The organism is Streptococcus sp. 11273D007BT (assembly GCF_053547195.1).
The window spans coordinates 1,018,434-1,036,947 of the sequence record NZ_JBPWPE010000001.1; the positions used below are offsets into that span (position 1 = coordinate 1,018,434).

Here is an 18,514-nt window from a genome sequence, read left to right on the forward strand (position 1 = left end):
AAGTTGAGGTGAGGATATGTCAAATCAAAAAAAGGTTGAAGAAGCTGTTTTTCAACTATTAGAAGCCTTGGGTGAAGATCCCAAACGTGAAGGTTTACTTGATACCCCAAAGCGTGTCGCTAAAATGTATCAAGAGATGTTTTCAAGTTTAAATGAAGATCCAAAAGATCAATTTACAGCTGTTTTCTCAGAAGCACATGATGAAGTAGTCTTGGTAAAAGATATTCCTTTTTATTCGATGTGTGAACACCATTTGGTCCCTTTTTATGGTAATGCCCATGTAGCCTATATCCCAAGTGGTGGTAAAGTAACGGGGCTTAGTAAATTAGCACGCGCAGTAGAGGTTGCAAGTAAGCGTCCACAGCTTCAAGAGCGTTTAACTGATCAAGTGGCTACTTCTTTAGAAAGTGCTTTGGCCCCTCATGGTGTTTTTGTGATGGTTGAAGCAGAGCATATGTGTATGACCATGCGAGGAATTAAGAAACCTGGTAGTAAAACGGTGACGACTGTTGCAAAAGGTGTTTTCAAAGAGGATGCTGTTTTACGTCGCGAAATTTTATCGATGATTCATCACTAGGAGTTTTCTATGCCAAACGATAAGTATGAGGTTCTTAACCAAGCAACGATTATGGGAATATTAAATGTTACACCAGATTCATTTTCTGATGGAGGTTGCTATAATCTGCTTGAGGATGCACTTGAACAAGTTAAAGTGATGCTTGAGAATGGTGCAACGGTGATTGATGTAGGAGGCGAATCTACTCGTCCAGGTGCAGAATTTGTTTCAGAAGAAGTAGAAATTAAGCGTGTTGTTCCTATTATCAAAGCAATTAAAGCTAATTTTGATTGCTTGATTAGTATAGACACTTATAAGACAGCAACGGCCAGAGCTGCTCTTGAAGCAGGTGCTGATATTATTAACGATGTTTGGGCGGGATTGTATGATGGTGAGATGTTATCTCTTGCAGCAGAATTTGATGTTCCTATTATATTGATGCATCATCAAAAAGAAGAGCGTTATGATAATGTTGTGAGTGATGTGGCATCTTTCTTGGAAAAAAGAGCAACAATCGCCTTAGAGACAGGAGTTAGAAAAGAGCATATTTGGATTGATCCAGGTTTTGGTTTGCCAAAAAATGCAGAGCAAAATATCCAGCTTCTAAAAGGTTTAGATAAAATTGTCGCACTAGGTTATCCTGTTTTATTTGGTATATCGAGAAAAAGTGTTGTGGACTTTTTACTTGGAGGTGGGACAAGGCCTTTGGAAAGAGATCAAGCCACAGCTGTTTTATCTGCTTATGCCATTAGTAAAGGTTGTCAAATGGTTCGAGTACATAATGTCGCTGAAAATAAAAATATTGTGTCTATTTTAGGACAATTGAGGTAAATAATGGATAAAATTAGATTGAAGGATTGCCGTTTTTATGGGTACCACGGTGCATTTTCTGAAGAACAAGTCTTAGGACAAATTTTTGTAGTGGACTGTACCTTGTCTGTTGATTTGACAGCGGCTTCTTTATCTGATCATTTAGAAGATACTGTTCATTATGGCATGGTTTTTGAGACCATAAAAAAACAGGTCGAAGAAGAGAAGTATCAATTGATTGAGCGCTTGGCAGGCGCTATCTGTCAAGATATATTCGATAGCTTTCCACCAGTAAAAAAAATTAAATTAGCTGTAAAAAAAGAAAACCCTCCTATTAATGGGCACTATAGCTCAGTTGGAGTAGAATTGGAGAGAAAACGACGTGACTAAAGTCTATCTCAGTCTAGGAAGTAATCTAGGGGCACGTATTAGTATTATATCTGAAACCTTAGAACGTCTTCTCTCACTCCCAGAGAGCAAGGTAATCGGTTTATCAGAGTTTTATGAAACACCAGCATGGGGAAAAGAAGATCAACCAGACTTTATCAACCTTTGCTGTGAGCTTGAGACGGCACTATCAGCTCAAGATTTATTAACCTATTGTCAACAGATTGAACAAGATTTGGGACGTGAACGAAAAGAGAAGTGGGGACCTAGAACAATTGATATTGACATCTTATTTTTTGGACAAGAGGTCATCAATGAAGAGAACTTAGTTATTCCTCACCCTTATATTCAAGAACGAGCTTTTGTTTTACAACCCTTATCTGATATTGCACCTGATTTTGTCCATCCTGTTTTAAATCAATCCATCAAAGACTTGCTAGCAAAGGTTGATATTTCAGATTTGGTACAGTTAGTAATTGAATAAATATTGTTGACAATCATCGTCAAATAGCTAAAAATTTGATATAATGGAAGAGTTGAGAAAAAGCTCAACTCTTTTATTGTGTCTTGAAATAATTTTTAAAGTATAGATAAGTATGTGTAAAGAAAGATCTGATATGTTAGAAAAAATGAATATAGAGTTGGTTGGCATTGACATTCGTATCAATGAGCCTTTGAAAGATTATACCTACACACGAGTTGGTGGTCCAGCAGACTTTTTAGCCTTTCCTCAAAATGGCTATGAACTATCACGGATTGTTAAGTTTGCCAATCGTCATGGAATCCCCTGGATGGTTTTGGGAAATGCCAGCAATATTATTGTGAGAGATGGTGGTATTCGTGGATTTGTTATTATGTTTGATAAATTAAACACAACAACTGTCAATGGTTATGTGATTGAAGCAGATGCAGGTGCTAATTTGATAGAAACCACACGAATTGCTAAATTCCATAGTTTAACAGGCTTTGAGTTTGCTTGCGGTATACCAGGTAGTGTTGGTGGTGCTGTTTTCATGAATGCCGGCGCTTATGGTGGTGAAATCGCACATATCCTCTTATCTGCTAAGGTATTAACTAAGGATGGAGAAATCAAAACAATCAGTAATCGTGAGATGCGTTTTGGTTATCGCCGTTCAGCTATACAGGATACAGGTGAAGTGGTGATTTCTGCAAAATTTGGTCTCAAACCAGGTCATTATCTTCCGATTTCACAAGAGATGACTCGTTTGAATCATTTGAGGGAGCTAAAACAACCGTTGGAGTATCCAAGTTGTGGATCTGTCTTTAAGCGTCCGCCTGGCTACTTTGCTGGTCAGCTGATTATGGAAGCTGGCTTAAAAGGTTACCGTGTAGGTGGTGTAGAAGTGAGTACCAAACATGCTGGTTTTATGGTGAACGTTGACAATGGTTCTGCAACAGACTATGAAAATTTAATTGCAGATGTTATTGAAAAAGTCAAGGAGCATTCAGGTGTGACCTTAGAGCCAGAAGTTCGCATTATCGGTGAAAAATTAACATAATAGAAAAGTCATGGAGGTTTTATGAGAATTGACTAATCCAATCATTGCGTTTAAAAACGTATCAAAGGTATTTGAAGATAACGGTACAGTAGTCTTAAAAGACATCAATTTTGAGCTAGAAGAAGGGAAGTTTTATACCCTCCTTGGAGCATCGGGGTCAGGAAAATCGACTATTTTGAACATTATTGCGGGTTTATTAGATGCTAGCAGCGGGGATGTTTACCTAGATGGTAAGCGTATCAATGATATTCCTATCAATAAAAGAGATGTGCATACGGTTTTCCAAAGTTATGCACTTTTCCCTCATATGACGGTTTTTGAAAATGTAGCCTTTCCCTTAAAGTTAAAAAAGGTTGCCAAAAAAGAAATTGAAAACCGTGTTAAAGAAGCTCTAAAAATGGTTCGTCTAGATGGTTATGAAAAACGTGCCATTCAGAAATTATCTGGTGGTCAACGTCAACGTGTTGCCATTGCGCGAGCTATTATCAATCAACCACGTGTTGTTCTTTTGGACGAACCCTTATCTGCGCTTGATCTAAAATTGCGCACCGATATGCAATACGAGTTGCGTGAGTTGCAACAACGCTTGGGGATCACCTTTGTCTTTGTTACCCATGATCAAGAGGAAGCTCTTGCAATGAGTGATTGGATTTTTGTAATGAATGAAGGGGAAATTGTTCAGTCAGGAACTCCAGTTGACATTTATGATGAGCCTATCAATCATTTTGTGGCTACCTTTATCGGTGAGTCAAATATCTTGCCAGCAACAATGATAGAAGACTATCTGGTTGAGTTTAATGGTAAGCGGTTTGAAGCAGTCGATGGAGGAATGCGTCCGAATGAACCTGTTGAAGTTGTCATCCGCCCAGAAGATTTGCAAATTACCTTACCAGAGGAAGGAAAACTCCAAGTTAAAGTGGATACCCAACTTTTCCGTGGCGTGCATTATGAAATTATTGCTTATGATGAGCTGGGAAATGAATGGATGATTCACTCTACGCGTAAGGCGATCGAAGGTGAGGTCATTGGCCTTGATTTTACTCCAGAAGATATTCACATCATGCGTCTAAATGAGACAGAAGAAGAGTTTGATGCTCGAATCGAAGAGTATGTTGAAATGGAAGAGCATGAAGATGGCTTAATCAATGCCATTGAGGAGGAGAGAAATGAAGAAAACAGCTAACTTTTTTTCTCTTCCTTACTTTTTATGGATTTTCCTTTTTGTCCTCTCTCCTGTATTAATGATTGTTTATAACTCATTTTTTGATATTGAAGGTCATTTTACTCTAGGGAACTACCAGACATTCTTTGCTAATGGAACCTATTTAAAAATGAGTTTTAACTCAATTTTATATGCAGGTATCATTACTCTGGTTACCTTATTAATTTCCTATCCTACAGCCTTGGTGTTGACGCGACTTAAGCACAAACAATTATGGCTAATGTTGGTTATTTTACCAACGTGGGTTAACCTTTTGCTAAAAGCCTATGCTTTTATGGGGATTTTTGGTCAACATGGTGCGATTAACCATTTTTTAGGTTTTATGGGCTTAGGTCCTCAACAAATTTTATTCACAGATTTTTCTTTTATTTTTGTGGCAAGCTACATTGAAATACCATTTATGATTTTGCCGATTTTTAACGCACTGGATGATATTGACAAAAATGTTATTAATGCTAGTCGAGATTTAGGGGCAACAGAGTGGCAAACGTTTTCTAAGGTTATTTTTCCTTTATCTTTGAATGGTGTTCGTTCGGGTGTGCAATCCGTTTTTATCCCAAGTCTTAGTCTATTTATGTTGACACGTTTGATTGGCGGTAACCGAGTTATTACGCTTGGAACGGCTATTGAGCAACACTTTTTAACAACACAAAATTGGGGTATGGGATCAACCATCGGTGTTATTTTGATTCTAGCGATGCTGATGATTATGTGGGTAACAAAGGAGAGACGCCAATGAAAAAGTTCGAAAAAATTTATCTGGCATTGGTGTTTATCGTATTGTACGCTCCTATTGCCTACCTCATCTTTTACTCCTTTAATGCTGGAGGAGATATGAATGGTTTTACCAAGCCGACTCTTGAGCATTATCAAACGATGTTTGGTGACAGTCGTTTGATGTTGATTTTAGTGGAAACCTTTCTCTTAGCCTTTCTAAGCTCTTTGCTGGCGACGGTTATTGGAACTTTTGGGGCAATTTATCTGCATCAAACCAAGTTAAAAACACAGAATCGCTTGTTGTCACTTAACAACATTTTACTAGTTGCACCAGATGTTATGATTGGTGCGGCGTTTCTGATTTTATTTACTCAAATTGGATTTAAACTTGGGATGACATCAGTCTTGTTCAGTCACATTGCCTTTTCGATTCCAATTGTTGTTTTGATGGTCTTGCCTCGTTTAAAAGAGATGAATCAGGATATGGTTCATGCTGCTTATGACCTTGGAGCGACTCCTTATCAGATGTTAAAAGAAGTGATGTTGCCTTACTTGACCCCAGGAATTATTGCAGGGTATTTTATGGCTTTTACTTATTCGTTGGATGATTTTGCTGTCACCTTTTTTGTAACAGGAAATGGGTTTTCAACCTTATCGGTTGAAATATACTCACGAGCTAGACAAGGTATTTCTTTAGAAATCAATGCTATCTCTACCTTAGTTTTCTTCTTTAGTATTTTGCTTGTGATTGGATACTATTTTATTTCAAGAGAAAAAGAGGAGAAGATAGATGCGTAGATTATATTCTTTTTTAGCAGGGATTGTTGCCATTATTGTTTTATTATCGCTCACTTCTTCCTATATGAACTTGAAATCAGGTAACCAGTCAGATAGTAATAAATTGGTGATTTATAACTGGGGAGATTATATCGATCCAGAGCTTCTGACCAAATTTACTAAGGAAACAGGGATAAAAGTGGAGTATGAGACTTTTGATTCAAATGAAGCCATGTACACCAAAGTGAAGCAAGGTGGGACGACTTATGATATCGCTATCCCTAGTGATTATACTATTGATAAGATGATTAAGGAAAATCTCCTAGTTAAGCTCGATAAAAGTCAAATCAAGGGACTAGAAAATATTGATCCTTCTTTTTTAAATAAAAGTTTTGATCCGAATAACGACTACTCCATTCCTTACTTTTGGGGAACTGTTGGTATTGTTTATAATGATCAGATGGTTCAAACAGCGCCGAAACATTGGGAAGACCTTTGGCGCGAAGAGTATAGAGACAATATTATGCTAGTTGATGGTGCAAGGGAAGTTTTAGGATTTGGCGCCAATACCCTAGGTTATAGTTTAAACACTAAGAAAATGTCTGAACTAAAAGCTATTGAGCAAAAACTGAATAGCTTGACCCCTAATATCAAGGCAATCGTTGGCGATGAGATGAAGGGCTATCTCATCAATGAAGATGCCGCTATCGGGGTTACCTTCTCAGGCGAAGCCAGTGAGATGCTAGATGCCAATGAACACCTTCATTACGTCGTGCCAAGTGAAGGGTCTAACCTCTGGTTTGATAATATCGTGATTCCCAAAACAGTTAAGCATCAAAAAGAAGCTTATGCTTTCATAAACTTTATGCTAGAGCCAGAAAATGCGGCGCAAAATGCAGAATATATCGGCTATGCTACCCCTAATAAGCTAGCTAAAGATCTGTTGCCAAAAGAGGTAAAAAATGACCCAGCATTTTATCCTAGTCAAGATGTGATTGAACGTTTGGAAGTTTATGATAACTTAGGACAGAAATGGTTAGGCATTTATAACGATCTCTTTTTACAGTTTAAAATGTATAGAAAATAAATAAAAACCTCCTTAAGTGAATAATTATTCCAACAAGGAGGTTTTTAAAATCCCATATTTTCAGTTCTTAAGGGCAGAAGCTTGAAAAAAATCAATGAAAATAGTATAATGATGTATATTTTTTGCAAAAAGGAGCTTATGATGGGGTTAAAACCAAACCTAAAAAAAGTTAGTTTAGGACTATTGACAACTGCAACTGTTATGACCTTAGCGGCTTGCGGAAGTAGTCAGACAAGTGATGATAAGGCGCTTAACGTTGCTCTAACAGCTGAGGTCACTACTTTAGACATTTCAAAACAAACTGATACAATTGTTGGGACAATTTTGGGTAACACAGGTAGCAACTTGCTACGTGTTGACGATAAGGGTGAGCTTGTGCCTGACTTGGCAGAAAAACTAGATGTTTCAGAAGATGGTCTAACTTATACTGCAACACTTCGTGATGGTTTAAAATGGTCTGATGGATCAGATCTCACAGCAGAAGACTTTGTTTATTCTTGGCAACGTATCTTAGATCCTAAAACAGCATCGCAATCTGCTTATCTAGCTGTGGAATCTAATATCAAAAACGCCAAGGAAATCAATGAGGGGACCATCACAGATTTGAGTCAACTTGGAGTTAAAGCTGAAGGCAATAAAGTTATTTTTACCTTAACTGCCCCAACGCCTCAAATGAAGTATTTCCTCGCCTTTTCAAGTTTCTTGCCACAGAAAAAATCTTTTGTGGAAAAAGAAGGGGACAAGTACGGAACAACTTCTGAGCACCAACTTTATTCAGGTCCATATGTCTTTGAAGGGTGGAATGGTACCAATAATGAATTCAAGTTTGTCAAAAATAAAAACTATTGGAATGCTGATCGGGTTAAAACAGAAACCGTTAATTTGGAAGTGATTAAAAAACCTGAGACTGCTGTTCAAAAATATAAGCAAGGTCAGCTTGATTTTGCTAATATCTCTGCGACACCAAGTCTTTATAAAGCTAATGCCAAGGACGACAACCTTGTTGATGTGCCAGAGGCAACGTCAGCCTACCTTGAGTATAACCAAACAGGAACCAACAAGGCTTTAGCTAATAAAAAAATTCGTCAAGCTTTGAACTTAGCAACTAATCGTGAAACTTTTGTAGAAACAGTTGTTCCAACTGGCTCTCGTCCAGCAACAGGTTTGGCACCTTATGGTTTGGCAACTGTTGGTGGAAAAGATTTGTCAGAACTGGTTGCTCCAGGCTATACTTATGACTTAGCAGAAGCTAAAAAATTGTTTGAAGAAGGATTGAAAGAAATTGGTGAGTCAAAGGTTAGCTTGACCATTACAGCAGATTCAGATTCTGCTACTGCAAAATCAGCCTTGACTTATCTGCAAGGAGCATGGGAAAAAGCCTTTTCAGGATTAACGATTGAAACAAAATTTGTCCCTCTCAAGCAACGTTTAGAAGATGCTAGCAAACAAAACTTTGATATTATCTTCTCTCTTTGGATGGGAGACTACCCTGAGGGGTCAACTTTCTATGGTATTTTTGCTAAAGGAGCTTACTACAATAGCGGTCAATTTGATAATGTCGCTTACAACCAAGCTTATCAGGAAGCCATTACGACAAATGCTTTAAATCCTGAAAAAGCCGTCGAAAACTATAAGGCAGCTGAAAAAGCCTTGATGGATGAAGCTAACTTTAATCCTCTGTTCTTCCGAGGATCAAAAGCCCTACAAAATCCTGACTTGACAGGCGTTGTCCGTCATACTACTGGTTTGCCTTTAGATTTAACCTATGCTTATAAAAAATAAATCTATCAATAAAAAGATGGCAATTTAAGCTTTTTAAATCATTCTAAGTTTAGAGACTGGATTTTTCCAGTCTTTTTAAGATGAAAGTGGTTATTTCCTATTTTTAGTCTATTATTTTTTCCAAAAAATTTTTATAATAGAAGTAAGAAAGGGCGGAAACAGGATGGAAATTCTTAAAGTTTATAACAATAACATTGTGCAAGATAGTGATGAGACTGGAAAAGAGTTGATTGTCATGGGAAAAGGGCTAGGTTTTCAAAAGAAAGTAGGCCAAGAGATTGATCATGAACAGATTGAAAAGCGTTTTGTTCTAGAAAAAGATGCCTCACAGGGTCAGCTTGATTTAGCCAGTTTAGCGCTATCGGCAGATGAGATGGAATTGATTCAGAGCTTAATTACCCGTGCAGAAGAAGTACTAAATGAAAAATTTGATTTGTCTCTTTATATTGCTTTAGGTGATCACCTTCACTATGCTTTGACGCGTTTGAGAGAAGGACTAGTGCTTCAAAATCCCTTGACTTGGGAAGTAAGAAAATTTTATCTGAAAGAATATCAATTGGGGCTTGAAGCTTTAGATTTAATAAAGGCCAAATTTCAACTGGATGTTCCTGAAGATGAGGCGGCGTCAATTGCTCTACATTTTGTGAATGCCCAAAAAAAACGTAGATCAATTTTCTAGTCATAAAGGACTGACAAAATTAGTCCAACAATTATTGGATATTGTTCGCTTGTATTATGGACAAATCGCTGATGAAAACTCAGTGTCTTATCATCGTTTTGTAACACATGTAAACTATTTTGCTCAAAGGGTTTTGTCCAACATGGAAGAAGGTCAAAATGATGAGTTTTTGTACGAACAGGTGCAACATAATTATCCAGAAGCATTTGCGTGTAGTCAGCGAATAAGGATTTTTGTTGAGCAAGCTTATGATTTTACGATGAGTAAAGATGAACAGGTGTATCTGACCATTCACCTACAACGTTTAGAAAAAAAGTAAATTTTTAAAAAGAAAACGCTTACAATTTTTCTAGATTCTGTTATAATAAATAGCGTAGTAAAGGATTGTTACTGGTAGGCAGGCAAAACCTAAATATATACGAAACATTATCTCTTTTTGTCATGTGAAAGAGAGACGTTTGGTATATATTTAGGTTTTTCTGTTTTTCCAGAAAAGAAAGGAGCCAGATATGGCAAAGGATTATTCAGAACTTGCAAAAGATATTGTCGCTCACGTGGGGGGCAAAGAAAATGTTGTTGATTTACGGCATTGTGTGACACGCTTGCGTTTTCGTCTAAAAGATGAGGCTAAGGCAGACACGGACTACCTTAAACAAAGAGAAGGTGTGGTAACAGTTGTTAAGGCTGGCGGACAATACCAAGTGGTGATTGGTAACCACGTCCCAGATGTTTATGCGGCAGTCCTAGCGCAAGGTGTATCAGGAGTTGGTGAGGTTGATGCTGTTGATAATCAAGTAGAAAAAGGGAATCTTTTTGACCGCTTTGTTGACTTAGTCTCTGGTATCTTCCAACCCTTCTTAGGACCTTTGGCTGCTGCTGGTATTATCAAGGGAATTGTTGCTATTATGGGTGCTCAAGGATTGAGTGCTGATAACAGCGCGCTTTATGTGATTTTAAATGCAGCAGGAGATGGTTTTTTCCAATATCTACCTTTGATGATTTCGCTCACTGCGGCACGTAAATTCAAGCTCAATGAATTTACAGCCCTTGCCATTGGTGCAGCTTTAGTTTATCCGACCTTATCAAGTTCAGTTGATGTCTTGAGTAAAGCTAACCTAAATCATGTTTTTGGTATTCCATTTACGCTTCCGACAGGTGGCTATCTCTCTACTGTAATGCCCGCTATCTTGGTGATTTGGGTGGCTTCTCATATTGAAAAAGCGGTTCGTAAAGTAACACCAGATGTTGTCAAACTTTTTGTTGTTCCATTTGTAACCTTGTTGATTTCAGTTCCTTTAACCTTCTTGGTGGTTGGTCCAGTTGCTAACTTGGCCTCTGATGGTCTTAGTAGTTTCTTCCAAGCTATTATGAACTTTAGTCCGATTTTATATGGTTTAGTTCTAGGTGCTATGTGGCAAGTTATGGTTATGTTTGGTTTACACTGGGCTATTGTTCCACTTGCTATCTTAGATACAGCAACTAAGGGACAATCTTCTATCTTAGTACCTGCACTTTTACCGAACTTTACACAAACAGGGGTTCTTTTAGCTATTATGCTTAAGACAAAAGAACAAAAAGTAAAATCAGTTGCCATGCCTGCTTTTATCTCCTCTATTTTTGGGGTAACAGAGCCTGCAATTTATGGGGTAACTTTACCAATGCGCACACCATTTATTATTAGTTGTGCAGTCAGCGGGCTAATTGGGGCTTATATGATGTTTGCAAATGTTATTGGTTATTCTGTTGGAGCAATGGGGGTTTTCTTATACCCGTCATTAGTTAACTCTAAAACAGGGGATATGTCTGGTATGTATGCCGCTATTATAGCTTCTATTGCTGCAGTTGTGATTGCTTTTCTGATTCAATACTTTGTTCCTGTTCCAACACTTTATGGAAATCCAGACACTAAACAAGAAGAACCAGTTATTCCAAAAGCAAAAGAACTACAATCTAACATTTTAGCTAGTCCTATGATTGGTAAAGTGGTGAAACTTGCTGATGTGCCAGATGAAGTATTTGCTTCAGGTGCCATGGGAGCAGGTATTACGATTGACCCAACAGATGGTATAGTAGTAGCGCCAGCCAACGCAGAAGTTACTCTTCTTTTCCCAACCAAACATGCTATCGGCTTAAAAACAGAAGATGGTCTAGAATTGCTGATTCATGTCGGTATGGATACCGTCTCACTTGCAGGTAAAGGTTTCAAATCATTTGTTGAGGTAGGGGATACTGTTCAAGCAGGTCAAAAACTTCTTGAATTTGATGTTAATACCATCAAAGAAGCAGGACTTCCTGTTATTGCACCAATTGTCATCACTAATTCAGCTGACTTTGAAGATGTCTTGACGACCCAAGAAAGCCGTATCGATGTTGGAGATTATCTTTTGACGGTTGTAAAATAAATACAAACAAAAAACCTACTGTATTTAGCTTTTGAAGCTAGTTTAGTAGGTTTTTTGTTTTTTAATTGTATAGAAAGCATACTTTTGATAGTAAGGTTTATGTTAATAGCTTACATCATATTCATTAACTAATAAAGCTGGGAGAGTTTTTGTTGCCCCAAAGACAGTTTCGTAACTAGTCAGTCCCATGTTAAATCCGTAGAGAGTGACTGTATCATCCTCAGCTATAACATCATTATAAGTTGAAGAGTAAATTTGGGCTAAAATAATTTGATCATAATTTCCATTAATAGCTACTCGTAAAATATGGTCTCCGTCACTTTCAGTATTTTGAACAACGGTTCCTGTCAATTGAATTTTTTCGGAAATTTTTACATCGTCATGATTCCAAGTGTTAAAATCTACAGTTTGATAACTGTTTGGATCAAAAGGTTGAGAACTACTTGTTGATGTTGAAGATGAGGAAGATGAACTAGAGCTACTTGAAGAATATGAACTGCTTGAAGAGCTGCTTTCTTCGTATGTAGTGTCCTCATCAGAGTAATCTTTAGTTTCTTCGCTAGATAAATATGTTGTTTCGCTAGTGGTTTCTGTTTCAGTATCTAGATTTGTATCATTCAATCCAATGAGCATCACGAAAAGTAGAGTTATCATTGCACCAACACTAGACCATATTTTCTTTTTATTTCTAGGTTTTTGAACTAGAAAAACAATGAATAAAGTGGTTGCAACGATAACACCAATAAAACCTAATCAAAAAATATATTCCATACCAAATCTCCTAACATTATATACTTCAATCATTAATCTCTTATTTCAAGAAATCCGTTATAACATTTTTATCACCTCCTAAACTATTTACTTTTAATTATTTCTATCTATGAGCTTCGAACTACTTGTATTACAGTAAAAACTCTTACAGTAGGTTTTGGTTTGCTCAAATTTTATATTTGTAGTTTATGTTCAAGTGCTTGTGTCAAAACTTCTGAGTAGTTGATTTTTTCACGGTCTGCAAGACGGACGAGCCATTCTGGAACGGTAACATTTTTGCGGACAGTTTTGCTGTTTTTTAAAAAGGGAGTGGGGTCAACTTGGATAAGAGTAGCAAACCCATCAAGAACCTTTAACTTTTCTATATCGGTAGGATTTGGTAAGGGGATATCCTCGTCGATATAAGAAGCCAAAATCCCTTCTAACATTTCATGGGCGTTTTTCATAGCTTCTTCGAGTGTATCACCTTCAGTACCACCACCAAACTCTGGAAACTCAACCCAGTAACCATCAAGCTCTTTGTGAAAAATAGCGGGATATGATTTTAACATATGTACCTCCAAATAATAAAAAAGGAAAGATTTAGAACTAGCATAGCCCTAAATCCTTAAGGAGTTTCTTCTCTAGTCCATTTGCTAAATCCTTGTTTCCATGGATTGGAATAGTGACTATCTTAGAAATACCATCCTTTCTGAAATGGTGATGACTTCCTTTAACGCGGATTTCATACCATCCATTTTCCTTGGCAAGTTTTGCCAATTCTTTCCCTGTAAGTGGCATAGTATACCTAACCTCCTTACGATTTCTATTATACACATTATGCGTATTTATGTCAAAAAGAAGTTTATCGATGAAAAAAACTTATCAATATGTTTTCTACTTTTTTCATAAAATATATTGACAAGTGTAAAAAGTTATACTAAAATATTATTTGTTGTGATTGGGGTATAGCCAAGCGGTAAGGCAAGGGACTTTGACTCCCTCATGCGTTGGTTCGAATCCAGCTACCCCAGTAAGATAAAAAGACGTTAGGTGTTCCTAGCGTCTTTATTTTTTGTTTTTAAATTGTTTTCGATATTGGCTTGGTGTCAAGAAATAGTAGGCTTTAAATTGGCGATTAAAATTTGAAAGATTATTAAAGCCAACTTCAGTTGCAATTTCTAAAATGGGTTTGATAGAGTTGAGTAAAAGATCACTAGCTTCTTTTAAGCGAACTTGGATAATAAAATCTGTACAAGAGGTGCCAGTGTGTTGTTTAAAGACGGTCATAAAATGGGTCTTGCTATACCCCATATAATTGGCTAAAAAGTCAATGCTAAGATTCTCCCTATAATGATGGTGAATGTAGTCAATTAAATCACGGATTTTTTCATTTTTCCGATAGAGATCATCAGAAGTTTTTTTGACAATATAATGATGGCGATAAAGAAGATATAGTAGTTCATTTAGCTTAGCTTTTAGTGGCAATTCAAAGTAAGGGGGTTCGGTTTTTACCAGTTCAAATATGTCAAATAGCACAGCTTTGATCTGATCGTATCCCTCTTGGCCTTTGGATAGACGTGGGACAAACTTAAAGGTGCTATTTTGAAGAGGTTGAAGGTAAAGTAAACTTGTCTTATCTAAAATGGAATACCCTATCATATCTAAGTGGAAAAGAAAAGAGTCTGTTTGGTGATGTTTATCCTCAATGGGATGAATGGAATGTGGAGCATTAGGTCTGATGAAAATGATATCCCCTTCCTGACTATCAAAATAATCATAGTCAATATGATACCTAGCGCTCCCTGTGTGAACATAATTGATTTCTAGCTCATTATGCCAATGAAATAGTACATCTGGTCGCCCATTTTCCACTTTTGTATGGTAAAAGGTATATGGTAATAGAGGATTAGGGTAGCTAATTTTATGTTGGAATTGCTCATCAGATAAAAAATCTTTCATAGAAACCTCGTCTATCATAGGATAGTATTATTATAACATAGAATTATAGGGGGGGAATCTTTCCTCCCTTCTATGTCAAGAGAATACAGGATTATTATTTAATTTGATGAATGATTATTAGCTTGCTTACACTTAGACAAATGGTCAGTATAATGTGCTTTGATATGCTCCTCGCCTAATATTTCAAATACCTGAATGGCTTGCTTCATTTTTTCGGTACCATTAGATGGATCTTTTTTGAACTCAAAATACCCCAATGCATATAAAAAGACAGTTTGTTCATAATAGTTTAGTTCATTATCTAGTAATTTTTTTATTTCTCTAATAAGAAAGGTACAATGATGAAACTCACCTTGATCAATACTGACAATTAAACAATTAATTGCTAATTGAGTGACAAGTTTTTTATTTGTTTTATTTAATGATGAGTAGATATAATTTTTCAACATTTCTTTAGTGAGCAAAAAACAAGAAGTATATGGAATTGTTCTGATGCAATTGGCTAATAAAATGATTTCGTAATAGCCCCATTTTTCAACCTTAAAGAGGTAGTCCGTTAACTGAAGTATCTCTTCGTCTGATGGGGTGATATGACAATCTAGAGTATGTAGGATGGACTTCACCATTGTTTTCTCATATTGATTTAAATCATAAGGAGAAGAGTCAGAAAGTACAGATATGATATTATTGATATTTTGCGACGAGTACTGTTTACGAATATATTGTACTAAACTAGCAAATGTTGTACTTTTGGTATGATCGTTGTTATATAAAGTAAGAAACTCCTCTAAGGTAATATGTAACTTATCTAAAATATTGATTAGTCGAATACAAGATATTTCTGATTCTCCACGTTCAAATCGAGAGATTTGTGATTTAGAGAGATTTTCATCCTCTAAAGAGGATAAGCTGACCCGCTTTCCTTGACGCACTTTTCTAAGCGTATTCCCAAGCTTTGATTTCATATTTTCCCACTTTCCCAACGAAATATAGCAATATTTTTATTTATTATACAATAAATAAAAATAAAAGGAGACATAATATGAAAAATTATCAAAACTTATCCCAGTCATGTTGTTGATTATGGATATTATCATTATTTCCGGAGGATAATATATTAAGGAGTAGCTGAGGTATGATTAGTTATCAAGAACTTATTGAAGGATATTTATTAACTCACCCAATTGAAGTGGATGATTTGGCACAAATTTTGAGTCAACTTAAAATCGAAAGTAATGAAAAGATGATTGATAGGAAGAATTTTGTAGGGCATTTTACGGCATCGGCATTTGTTTTATCTAGGAAAAGTAAAAAAATTCTGATGTTGCATCATCGGATTCTTAGGAAATATTTACAACCTGGGGGTCATATTGAAAAGACAGATACTAGTCCGCTTCAAGCAGCACAGAGAGAGCTACTGGAAGAAACAGGAATTGATGCAAATTATCTTTTTTATCAATGTGATGAGGAACTGAATGAATTGATTCCTTTTAATATTTCTATCCATAAAATACCCGAAAATGTATCTAAGAATGAAAGAAGTCATTATCACTATGATTTGCAATATTTATTTTTTTCAGAAGATGACATCCCAGTTACCTTAGATGAACTTGAATCTAGCTCTTTTGAATGGGTTGAATGGGAGAGTTTTAAAGATATGCAGGGCTATAAAAACATTGCTAAAAAGATTGAGAACCTTTAGTCGCTAAAACGTCATTCTTAGGAAACTTTTCTGGCTAAAGTAGTGTCGAAATCTAGCTTTGAAGATTTATCTTGCGTTTCTGTGCAACATACCCTACCTAGATGAAGTTTTAGATGTTATTAATATTAAGTATATGAAGTATAAAACGTATGAGCAATTACTGAAAAAATCAAACACTGAAGGTGTTGACAAATTGGTAGTTGATCTAACTTAGAGAGGAAAAATTCTATGGATTGTTGTGTTTTTTGTGATATTGTCTTACGAAAAAAATCTGGAAGAATAATTTTTGAAAATGATACAACAATGGCTTTTTTGCCAAATGAACCAGATGTGAGTGCACATATATTAGTTATTACAAAGGATCACTTTGTTAATTTAAATGATGTTAGTGTTGAAAAATATATTGAACTTCAAAAAACATTACTTATGATAAATGATCATTTAATAAAAAATTGTGGTTATACTGGAGTCAATATTTTAATGGCTAGTGGAAAAAGTGCGGGGCAATCTATTGAACATATTCACTATCATCTTATTCCAAGAAATGTTGATGATGGTATTAATGCATGGCCAGTTTTATCTAATAAGAAGCATGAAACCTCTGAGGAGATTTTTCAGAAGCTAAAAATTACATTTTGATAGGTTTTAAAAAATAGACATGTAGTATAGATTCTACGAACTTACATATTATAAATCAAAAAATGCCTAAAAAGTTTATTAAAACTACATTGACCATAATATTATATGGGATAAAAATATATTCTTTTAGAGGAGTCCTAGTGAAAATAAATGAGAAAAAATATAATACATTTAGTTAGTAGTAAAGGAATATCACTTATTGGAGATATCGTGTTTGATTTTGCTAATAATACCTTTCTTGCTGGTCTTAATCCAACATCTTTATCTATGGTCGCAATCTATCAATCATTAGAAAGCGTAATAGGTGTCCTGTTTAATTTGTTCGGTGGGGTAATTGCAGATAGTTTTAGGCGGAAAAAAATTATCATTTCTTCAAATATTTTATGCGGAGTCGCTTGTATAGTTCTTTCGTTCATATCCCAAGAACGATGGCTGGTTTATGCAATTGTCATCACCAATGTTATTTTGGCTTTTATGAGTGCTTTTTCTGGTCCATCTTATAAAGCATTTACGAAAGAAATTGTAAAAAAGGATAGTATCTCCCAACTTAATTCATTGCTAGAAACAACGAGTACTGTAATCAAAGTAACCATTCCTATAGTGGCAATTTTCTTATATAAGCTACTTGGGATACATGGTGTGTTACTATTAGATGGATTTTCATTTCTAATTGCAGCATTATTGATTTTCTTTATTGTACCCATTAATGAAGAAGTAGTTACAAAGGAGAAAATGACAATAAGTGGGATCTTTGATGACTTAAAAATAGGGTTCAAGTATGTTTATAGCCATAAGCCAATCTTTATTATTATTGTTCTTTCTGCACTTGTAAATTTTTTCCTAGCAGGCTATAATTTATTGTTACCCTATAGTAGTCAAATGTTTGGAGAAATTTCAGCTGGACTTTATGGAACATTTCTAACAGCAGAGGCGATTGGTGGATTTATCGGAGCAATGTTAAGTGGTATTGTCAATAAATCATTATCAAGTAAACGTTTAATAATCCTATTGGCATGTTCAGGTATGATGTTAATGCTATCTACTCCGCTCTATTCTATATTCCACAATGTTATCGCTCTAGCATTGTCCCCAGCACTGTTTAGCTTATTTCTATCTATTTTTAATATCCAATTTTTCTCTATTGTTCAAAGAGATGTAGATAATGAGTTTCTTGGTAGAGTCTTTGGAATTATCTTTACGGTAGCGATACTTTTTATGCCAATTGGGACTGGATTTTTCTCAGTTACTCTAGATCCAAACAATACCTTTAATCTTTTGATTATTGGAGTATCTATCACTTTGTTATCACTAATTTTTGGAACTCTATTTAAGAGATATCATATGAGTTGATAGTTTTTACAAAGTAATACTAAGTATATGGTCTCGAAAGAAATTAAAAGCGCTTCGTTAATAATCTGTCCTGTACAAATTATTGACGAAGTGCTTTTTGACGAAGTTCTGAGAAATACCGTACCGCAGCTGGTGTATAGAAGAAATAGCTGTTGAGATCTTCGAGGTTGAT

Annotated in this window: 19 protein-coding genes, 1 tRNA gene and 1 pseudogene; 16 read left to right on the top strand and 5 right to left on the bottom strand. The window is 35.8% G+C overall.

Going from position 1 to position 18,514, the window contains the following annotated elements:
* Positions 1-16 precede the first annotated feature (16 nt).
* The 12 genes and pseudogenes from folE to ACEE75_RS05305 all read left to right on the top strand — a co-directional run bounded on the left by folE (position 17) and on the right by ACEE75_RS05305 (position 11,939).
* Complete coding sequence (gene folE / locus ACEE75_RS05250; protein WP_447575354.1) at positions 17-577, top strand: GTP cyclohydrolase I FolE; 561 nt, start codon at positions 17-19, stop codon at positions 575-577.
* A 9-nt stretch (positions 578-586) separates the two neighbouring features.
* Positions 587-1,387: a dihydropteroate synthase gene (gene folP / locus ACEE75_RS05255; RefSeq protein WP_354367845.1), complete on the top strand. Its 801-nt coding sequence runs from the start codon at positions 587-589 to the stop codon at positions 1,385-1,387.
* Positions 1,388-1,390: 3 nt separating this feature from the next.
* Positions 1,391-1,756 (top strand): dihydroneopterin aldolase, encoded by a 366-nt coding sequence (gene folB / locus ACEE75_RS05260; protein ID WP_354367843.1) that lies wholly within the window; start codon positions 1,391-1,393, stop codon positions 1,754-1,756.
* Positions 1,749-2,237 carry a 2-amino-4-hydroxy-6-hydroxymethyldihydropteridine diphosphokinase gene (folK, locus tag ACEE75_RS05265; protein WP_354367841.1) on the top strand — a complete coding sequence of 163 codons (489 nt, stop codon included), beginning with the start codon at positions 1,749-1,751 and terminating at the stop codon, positions 2,235-2,237. Before folB ends, folK begins: the two co-directional genes overlap by 8 nt.
* 133 nt (positions 2,238-2,370) lie before the next feature.
* A complete protein-coding gene (gene murB / locus ACEE75_RS05270) occupies positions 2,371-3,273 on the top strand; it encodes a UDP-N-acetylmuramate dehydrogenase (protein WP_447575353.1) in 903 nt (300 codons plus the stop codon).
* Positions 3,274-3,301: 28 nt separating this feature from the next.
* Positions 3,302-4,456 carry an ABC transporter ATP-binding protein gene (locus ACEE75_RS05275; RefSeq protein WP_354367837.1) on the top strand — a complete coding sequence of 385 codons (1,155 nt, stop codon included), beginning with the start codon at positions 3,302-3,304 and terminating at the stop codon, positions 4,454-4,456.
* Complete coding sequence (locus tag ACEE75_RS05280; protein WP_447575352.1) at positions 4,440-5,234, top strand: ABC transporter permease; 795 nt, start codon at positions 4,440-4,442, stop codon at positions 5,232-5,234. The genes ACEE75_RS05275 and ACEE75_RS05280 overlap by 17 nt, the downstream gene beginning before the upstream one ends.
* Positions 5,231-6,010: an ABC transporter permease gene (locus ACEE75_RS05285; protein WP_447575351.1), complete on the top strand. Its 780-nt coding sequence runs from the start codon at positions 5,231-5,233 to the stop codon at positions 6,008-6,010. The genes ACEE75_RS05280 and ACEE75_RS05285 overlap by 4 nt, the downstream gene beginning before the upstream one ends.
* The gene (locus ACEE75_RS05290) at positions 6,003-7,076 is read left to right on the top strand and encodes an ABC transporter substrate-binding protein (RefSeq protein WP_447575350.1); all 1,074 of its coding nucleotides are present in this window, start codon (positions 6,003-6,005) and stop codon (positions 7,074-7,076) included. The genes ACEE75_RS05285 and ACEE75_RS05290 overlap by 8 nt, the downstream gene beginning before the upstream one ends.
* Before the next feature lie 141 nt (positions 7,077-7,217).
* Entirely contained in the window at positions 7,218-8,858 is a 1,641-nt protein-coding gene (locus tag ACEE75_RS05295) for a peptide ABC transporter substrate-binding protein (RefSeq protein ID WP_447575349.1), read from the top strand.
* Between the two features lie 163 nt (positions 8,859-9,021).
* Positions 9,022-9,856: pseudogene (gene licT, locus ACEE75_RS05300) on the top strand (BglG family transcription antiterminator LicT).
* 190 nt (positions 9,857-10,046) lie between these two features.
* The gene (locus tag ACEE75_RS05305) at positions 10,047-11,939 is read left to right on the top strand and encodes a beta-glucoside-specific PTS transporter subunit IIABC (RefSeq protein ID WP_447575348.1); all 1,893 of its coding nucleotides are present in this window, start codon (positions 10,047-10,049) and stop codon (positions 11,937-11,939) included.
* Between the two features lie 102 nt (positions 11,940-12,041).
* Here ACEE75_RS05305 and ACEE75_RS05310 read toward each other — a convergent pair whose 3' ends face one another.
* From ACEE75_RS05310 to ACEE75_RS05320, 3 genes are all read right to left on the bottom strand, one after another.
* Positions 12,042-12,572 (bottom strand): hypothetical protein, encoded by a 531-nt coding sequence (locus ACEE75_RS05310; RefSeq protein WP_447575347.1) that lies wholly within the window; start codon positions 12,570-12,572, stop codon positions 12,042-12,044.
* Positions 12,573-12,883: 311 nt separating this feature from the next.
* Positions 12,884-13,261: a type II toxin-antitoxin system HicB family antitoxin gene (locus ACEE75_RS05315; protein WP_354367821.1), complete on the bottom strand. Its 378-nt coding sequence runs from the start codon at positions 13,259-13,261 to the stop codon at positions 12,884-12,886.
* Between the two features lie 37 nt (positions 13,262-13,298).
* Positions 13,299-13,490, bottom strand: a complete 192-nt coding sequence (locus tag ACEE75_RS05320; protein WP_354367819.1) for a type II toxin-antitoxin system HicA family toxin — start codon at positions 13,488-13,490, stop codon at positions 13,299-13,301.
* 161 nt (positions 13,491-13,651) lie between these two features.
* On the opposite strand from ACEE75_RS05320, the gene ACEE75_RS05325 reads away from it, so the two are divergent.
* Positions 13,652-13,723: transfer RNA gene (locus tag ACEE75_RS05325), tRNA-Gln, on the top strand.
* Between the two features lie 34 nt (positions 13,724-13,757).
* On the opposite strand, the gene ACEE75_RS05330 is transcribed toward ACEE75_RS05325, so the two are convergent.
* Both ACEE75_RS05330 and ACEE75_RS05335 read right to left on the bottom strand, forming a co-directional pair.
* The gene (locus ACEE75_RS05330) at positions 13,758-14,651 is read right to left on the bottom strand and encodes a helix-turn-helix domain-containing protein (protein ID WP_447575346.1); all 894 of its coding nucleotides are present in this window, start codon (positions 14,649-14,651) and stop codon (positions 13,758-13,760) included.
* 98 nt (positions 14,652-14,749) lie between these two features.
* Positions 14,750-15,616, bottom strand: coding sequence for an Rgg family transcriptional regulator (locus ACEE75_RS05335; protein ID WP_447575345.1), 867 nt, complete (start codon positions 15,614-15,616; stop codon positions 14,750-14,752).
* A gap of 170 nt (positions 15,617-15,786) precedes the next feature.
* Here ACEE75_RS05335 and ACEE75_RS05340 point away from each other — a divergent pair, with 170 nt between their 5' ends.
* The 3 genes from ACEE75_RS05340 to ACEE75_RS05350 all read left to right on the top strand — a co-directional run bounded on the left by ACEE75_RS05340 (position 15,787) and on the right by ACEE75_RS05350 (position 18,342).
* Complete coding sequence (locus ACEE75_RS05340; RefSeq protein WP_447575344.1) at positions 15,787-16,353, top strand: NUDIX hydrolase; 567 nt, start codon at positions 15,787-15,789, stop codon at positions 16,351-16,353.
* A gap of 228 nt (positions 16,354-16,581) precedes the next feature.
* Positions 16,582-16,992 (top strand): HIT family protein, encoded by a 411-nt coding sequence (locus ACEE75_RS05345; RefSeq protein ID WP_447575343.1) that lies wholly within the window; start codon positions 16,582-16,584, stop codon positions 16,990-16,992.
* Positions 16,993-17,142: 150 nt separating this feature from the next.
* The gene (locus ACEE75_RS05350) at positions 17,143-18,342 is read left to right on the top strand and encodes an MFS transporter (protein WP_447575342.1); all 1,200 of its coding nucleotides are present in this window, start codon (positions 17,143-17,145) and stop codon (positions 18,340-18,342) included.
* Positions 18,343-18,514: the final 172 nt, after the last annotated feature.

What these genes read in the sequence shown, in the direction of transcription:
- ACEE75_RS05315 (WP_354367821.1), bottom strand. Translation starts at nt 13,261, where the DNA reads ATGTTAAAATCATATCCCGCTATTTTTCACAAAGAGCTTGATGGTTAC.
- folP (WP_354367845.1), top strand. Translation starts at nt 587, where the DNA reads ATGCCAAACGATAAGTATGAGGTTCTTAACCAAGCAACGATTATGGGA.
- ACEE75_RS05310 (WP_447575347.1), bottom strand. Translation starts at nt 12,572, where the DNA reads ATGCTCATTGGATTGAATGATACAAATCTAGATACTGAAACAGAAACC.
- ACEE75_RS05345 (WP_447575343.1), top strand. Translation starts at nt 16,582, where the DNA reads ATGGATTGTTGTGTTTTTTGTGATATTGTCTTACGAAAAAAATCTGGA.
- ACEE75_RS05290 (WP_447575350.1), top strand. Translation starts at nt 6,003, where the DNA reads ATGCGTAGATTATATTCTTTTTTAGCAGGGATTGTTGCCATTATTGTT.
- ACEE75_RS05350 (WP_447575342.1), top strand. Translation starts at nt 17,143, where the DNA reads ATGAGAAAAAATATAATACATTTAGTTAGTAGTAAAGGAATATCACTT.
- murB (WP_447575353.1), top strand. Translation starts at nt 2,371, where the DNA reads ATGTTAGAAAAAATGAATATAGAGTTGGTTGGCATTGACATTCGTATC.
- ACEE75_RS05285 (WP_447575351.1), top strand. Translation starts at nt 5,231, where the DNA reads ATGAAAAAGTTCGAAAAAATTTATCTGGCATTGGTGTTTATCGTATTG.
- folE (WP_447575354.1), top strand. Translation starts at nt 17, where the DNA reads ATGTCAAATCAAAAAAAGGTTGAAGAAGCTGTTTTTCAACTATTAGAA.
- ACEE75_RS05280 (WP_447575352.1), top strand. Translation starts at nt 4,440, where the DNA reads ATGAAGAAAACAGCTAACTTTTTTTCTCTTCCTTACTTTTTATGGATT.
- folB (WP_354367843.1), top strand. Translation starts at nt 1,391, where the DNA reads ATGGATAAAATTAGATTGAAGGATTGCCGTTTTTATGGGTACCACGGT.
- ACEE75_RS05335 (WP_447575345.1), bottom strand. Translation starts at nt 15,616, where the DNA reads ATGAAATCAAAGCTTGGGAATACGCTTAGAAAAGTGCGTCAAGGAAAG.
- ACEE75_RS05330 (WP_447575346.1), bottom strand. Translation starts at nt 14,651, where the DNA reads ATGAAAGATTTTTTATCTGATGAGCAATTCCAACATAAAATTAGCTAC.
- ACEE75_RS05320 (WP_354367819.1), bottom strand. Translation starts at nt 13,490, where the DNA reads ATGCCACTTACAGGGAAAGAATTGGCAAAACTTGCCAAGGAAAATGGA.
- ACEE75_RS05295 (WP_447575349.1), top strand. Translation starts at nt 7,218, where the DNA reads ATGGGGTTAAAACCAAACCTAAAAAAAGTTAGTTTAGGACTATTGACA.
- ACEE75_RS05340 (WP_447575344.1), top strand. Translation starts at nt 15,787, where the DNA reads ATGATTAGTTATCAAGAACTTATTGAAGGATATTTATTAACTCACCCA.
- ACEE75_RS05305 (WP_447575348.1), top strand. Translation starts at nt 10,047, where the DNA reads ATGGCAAAGGATTATTCAGAACTTGCAAAAGATATTGTCGCTCACGTG.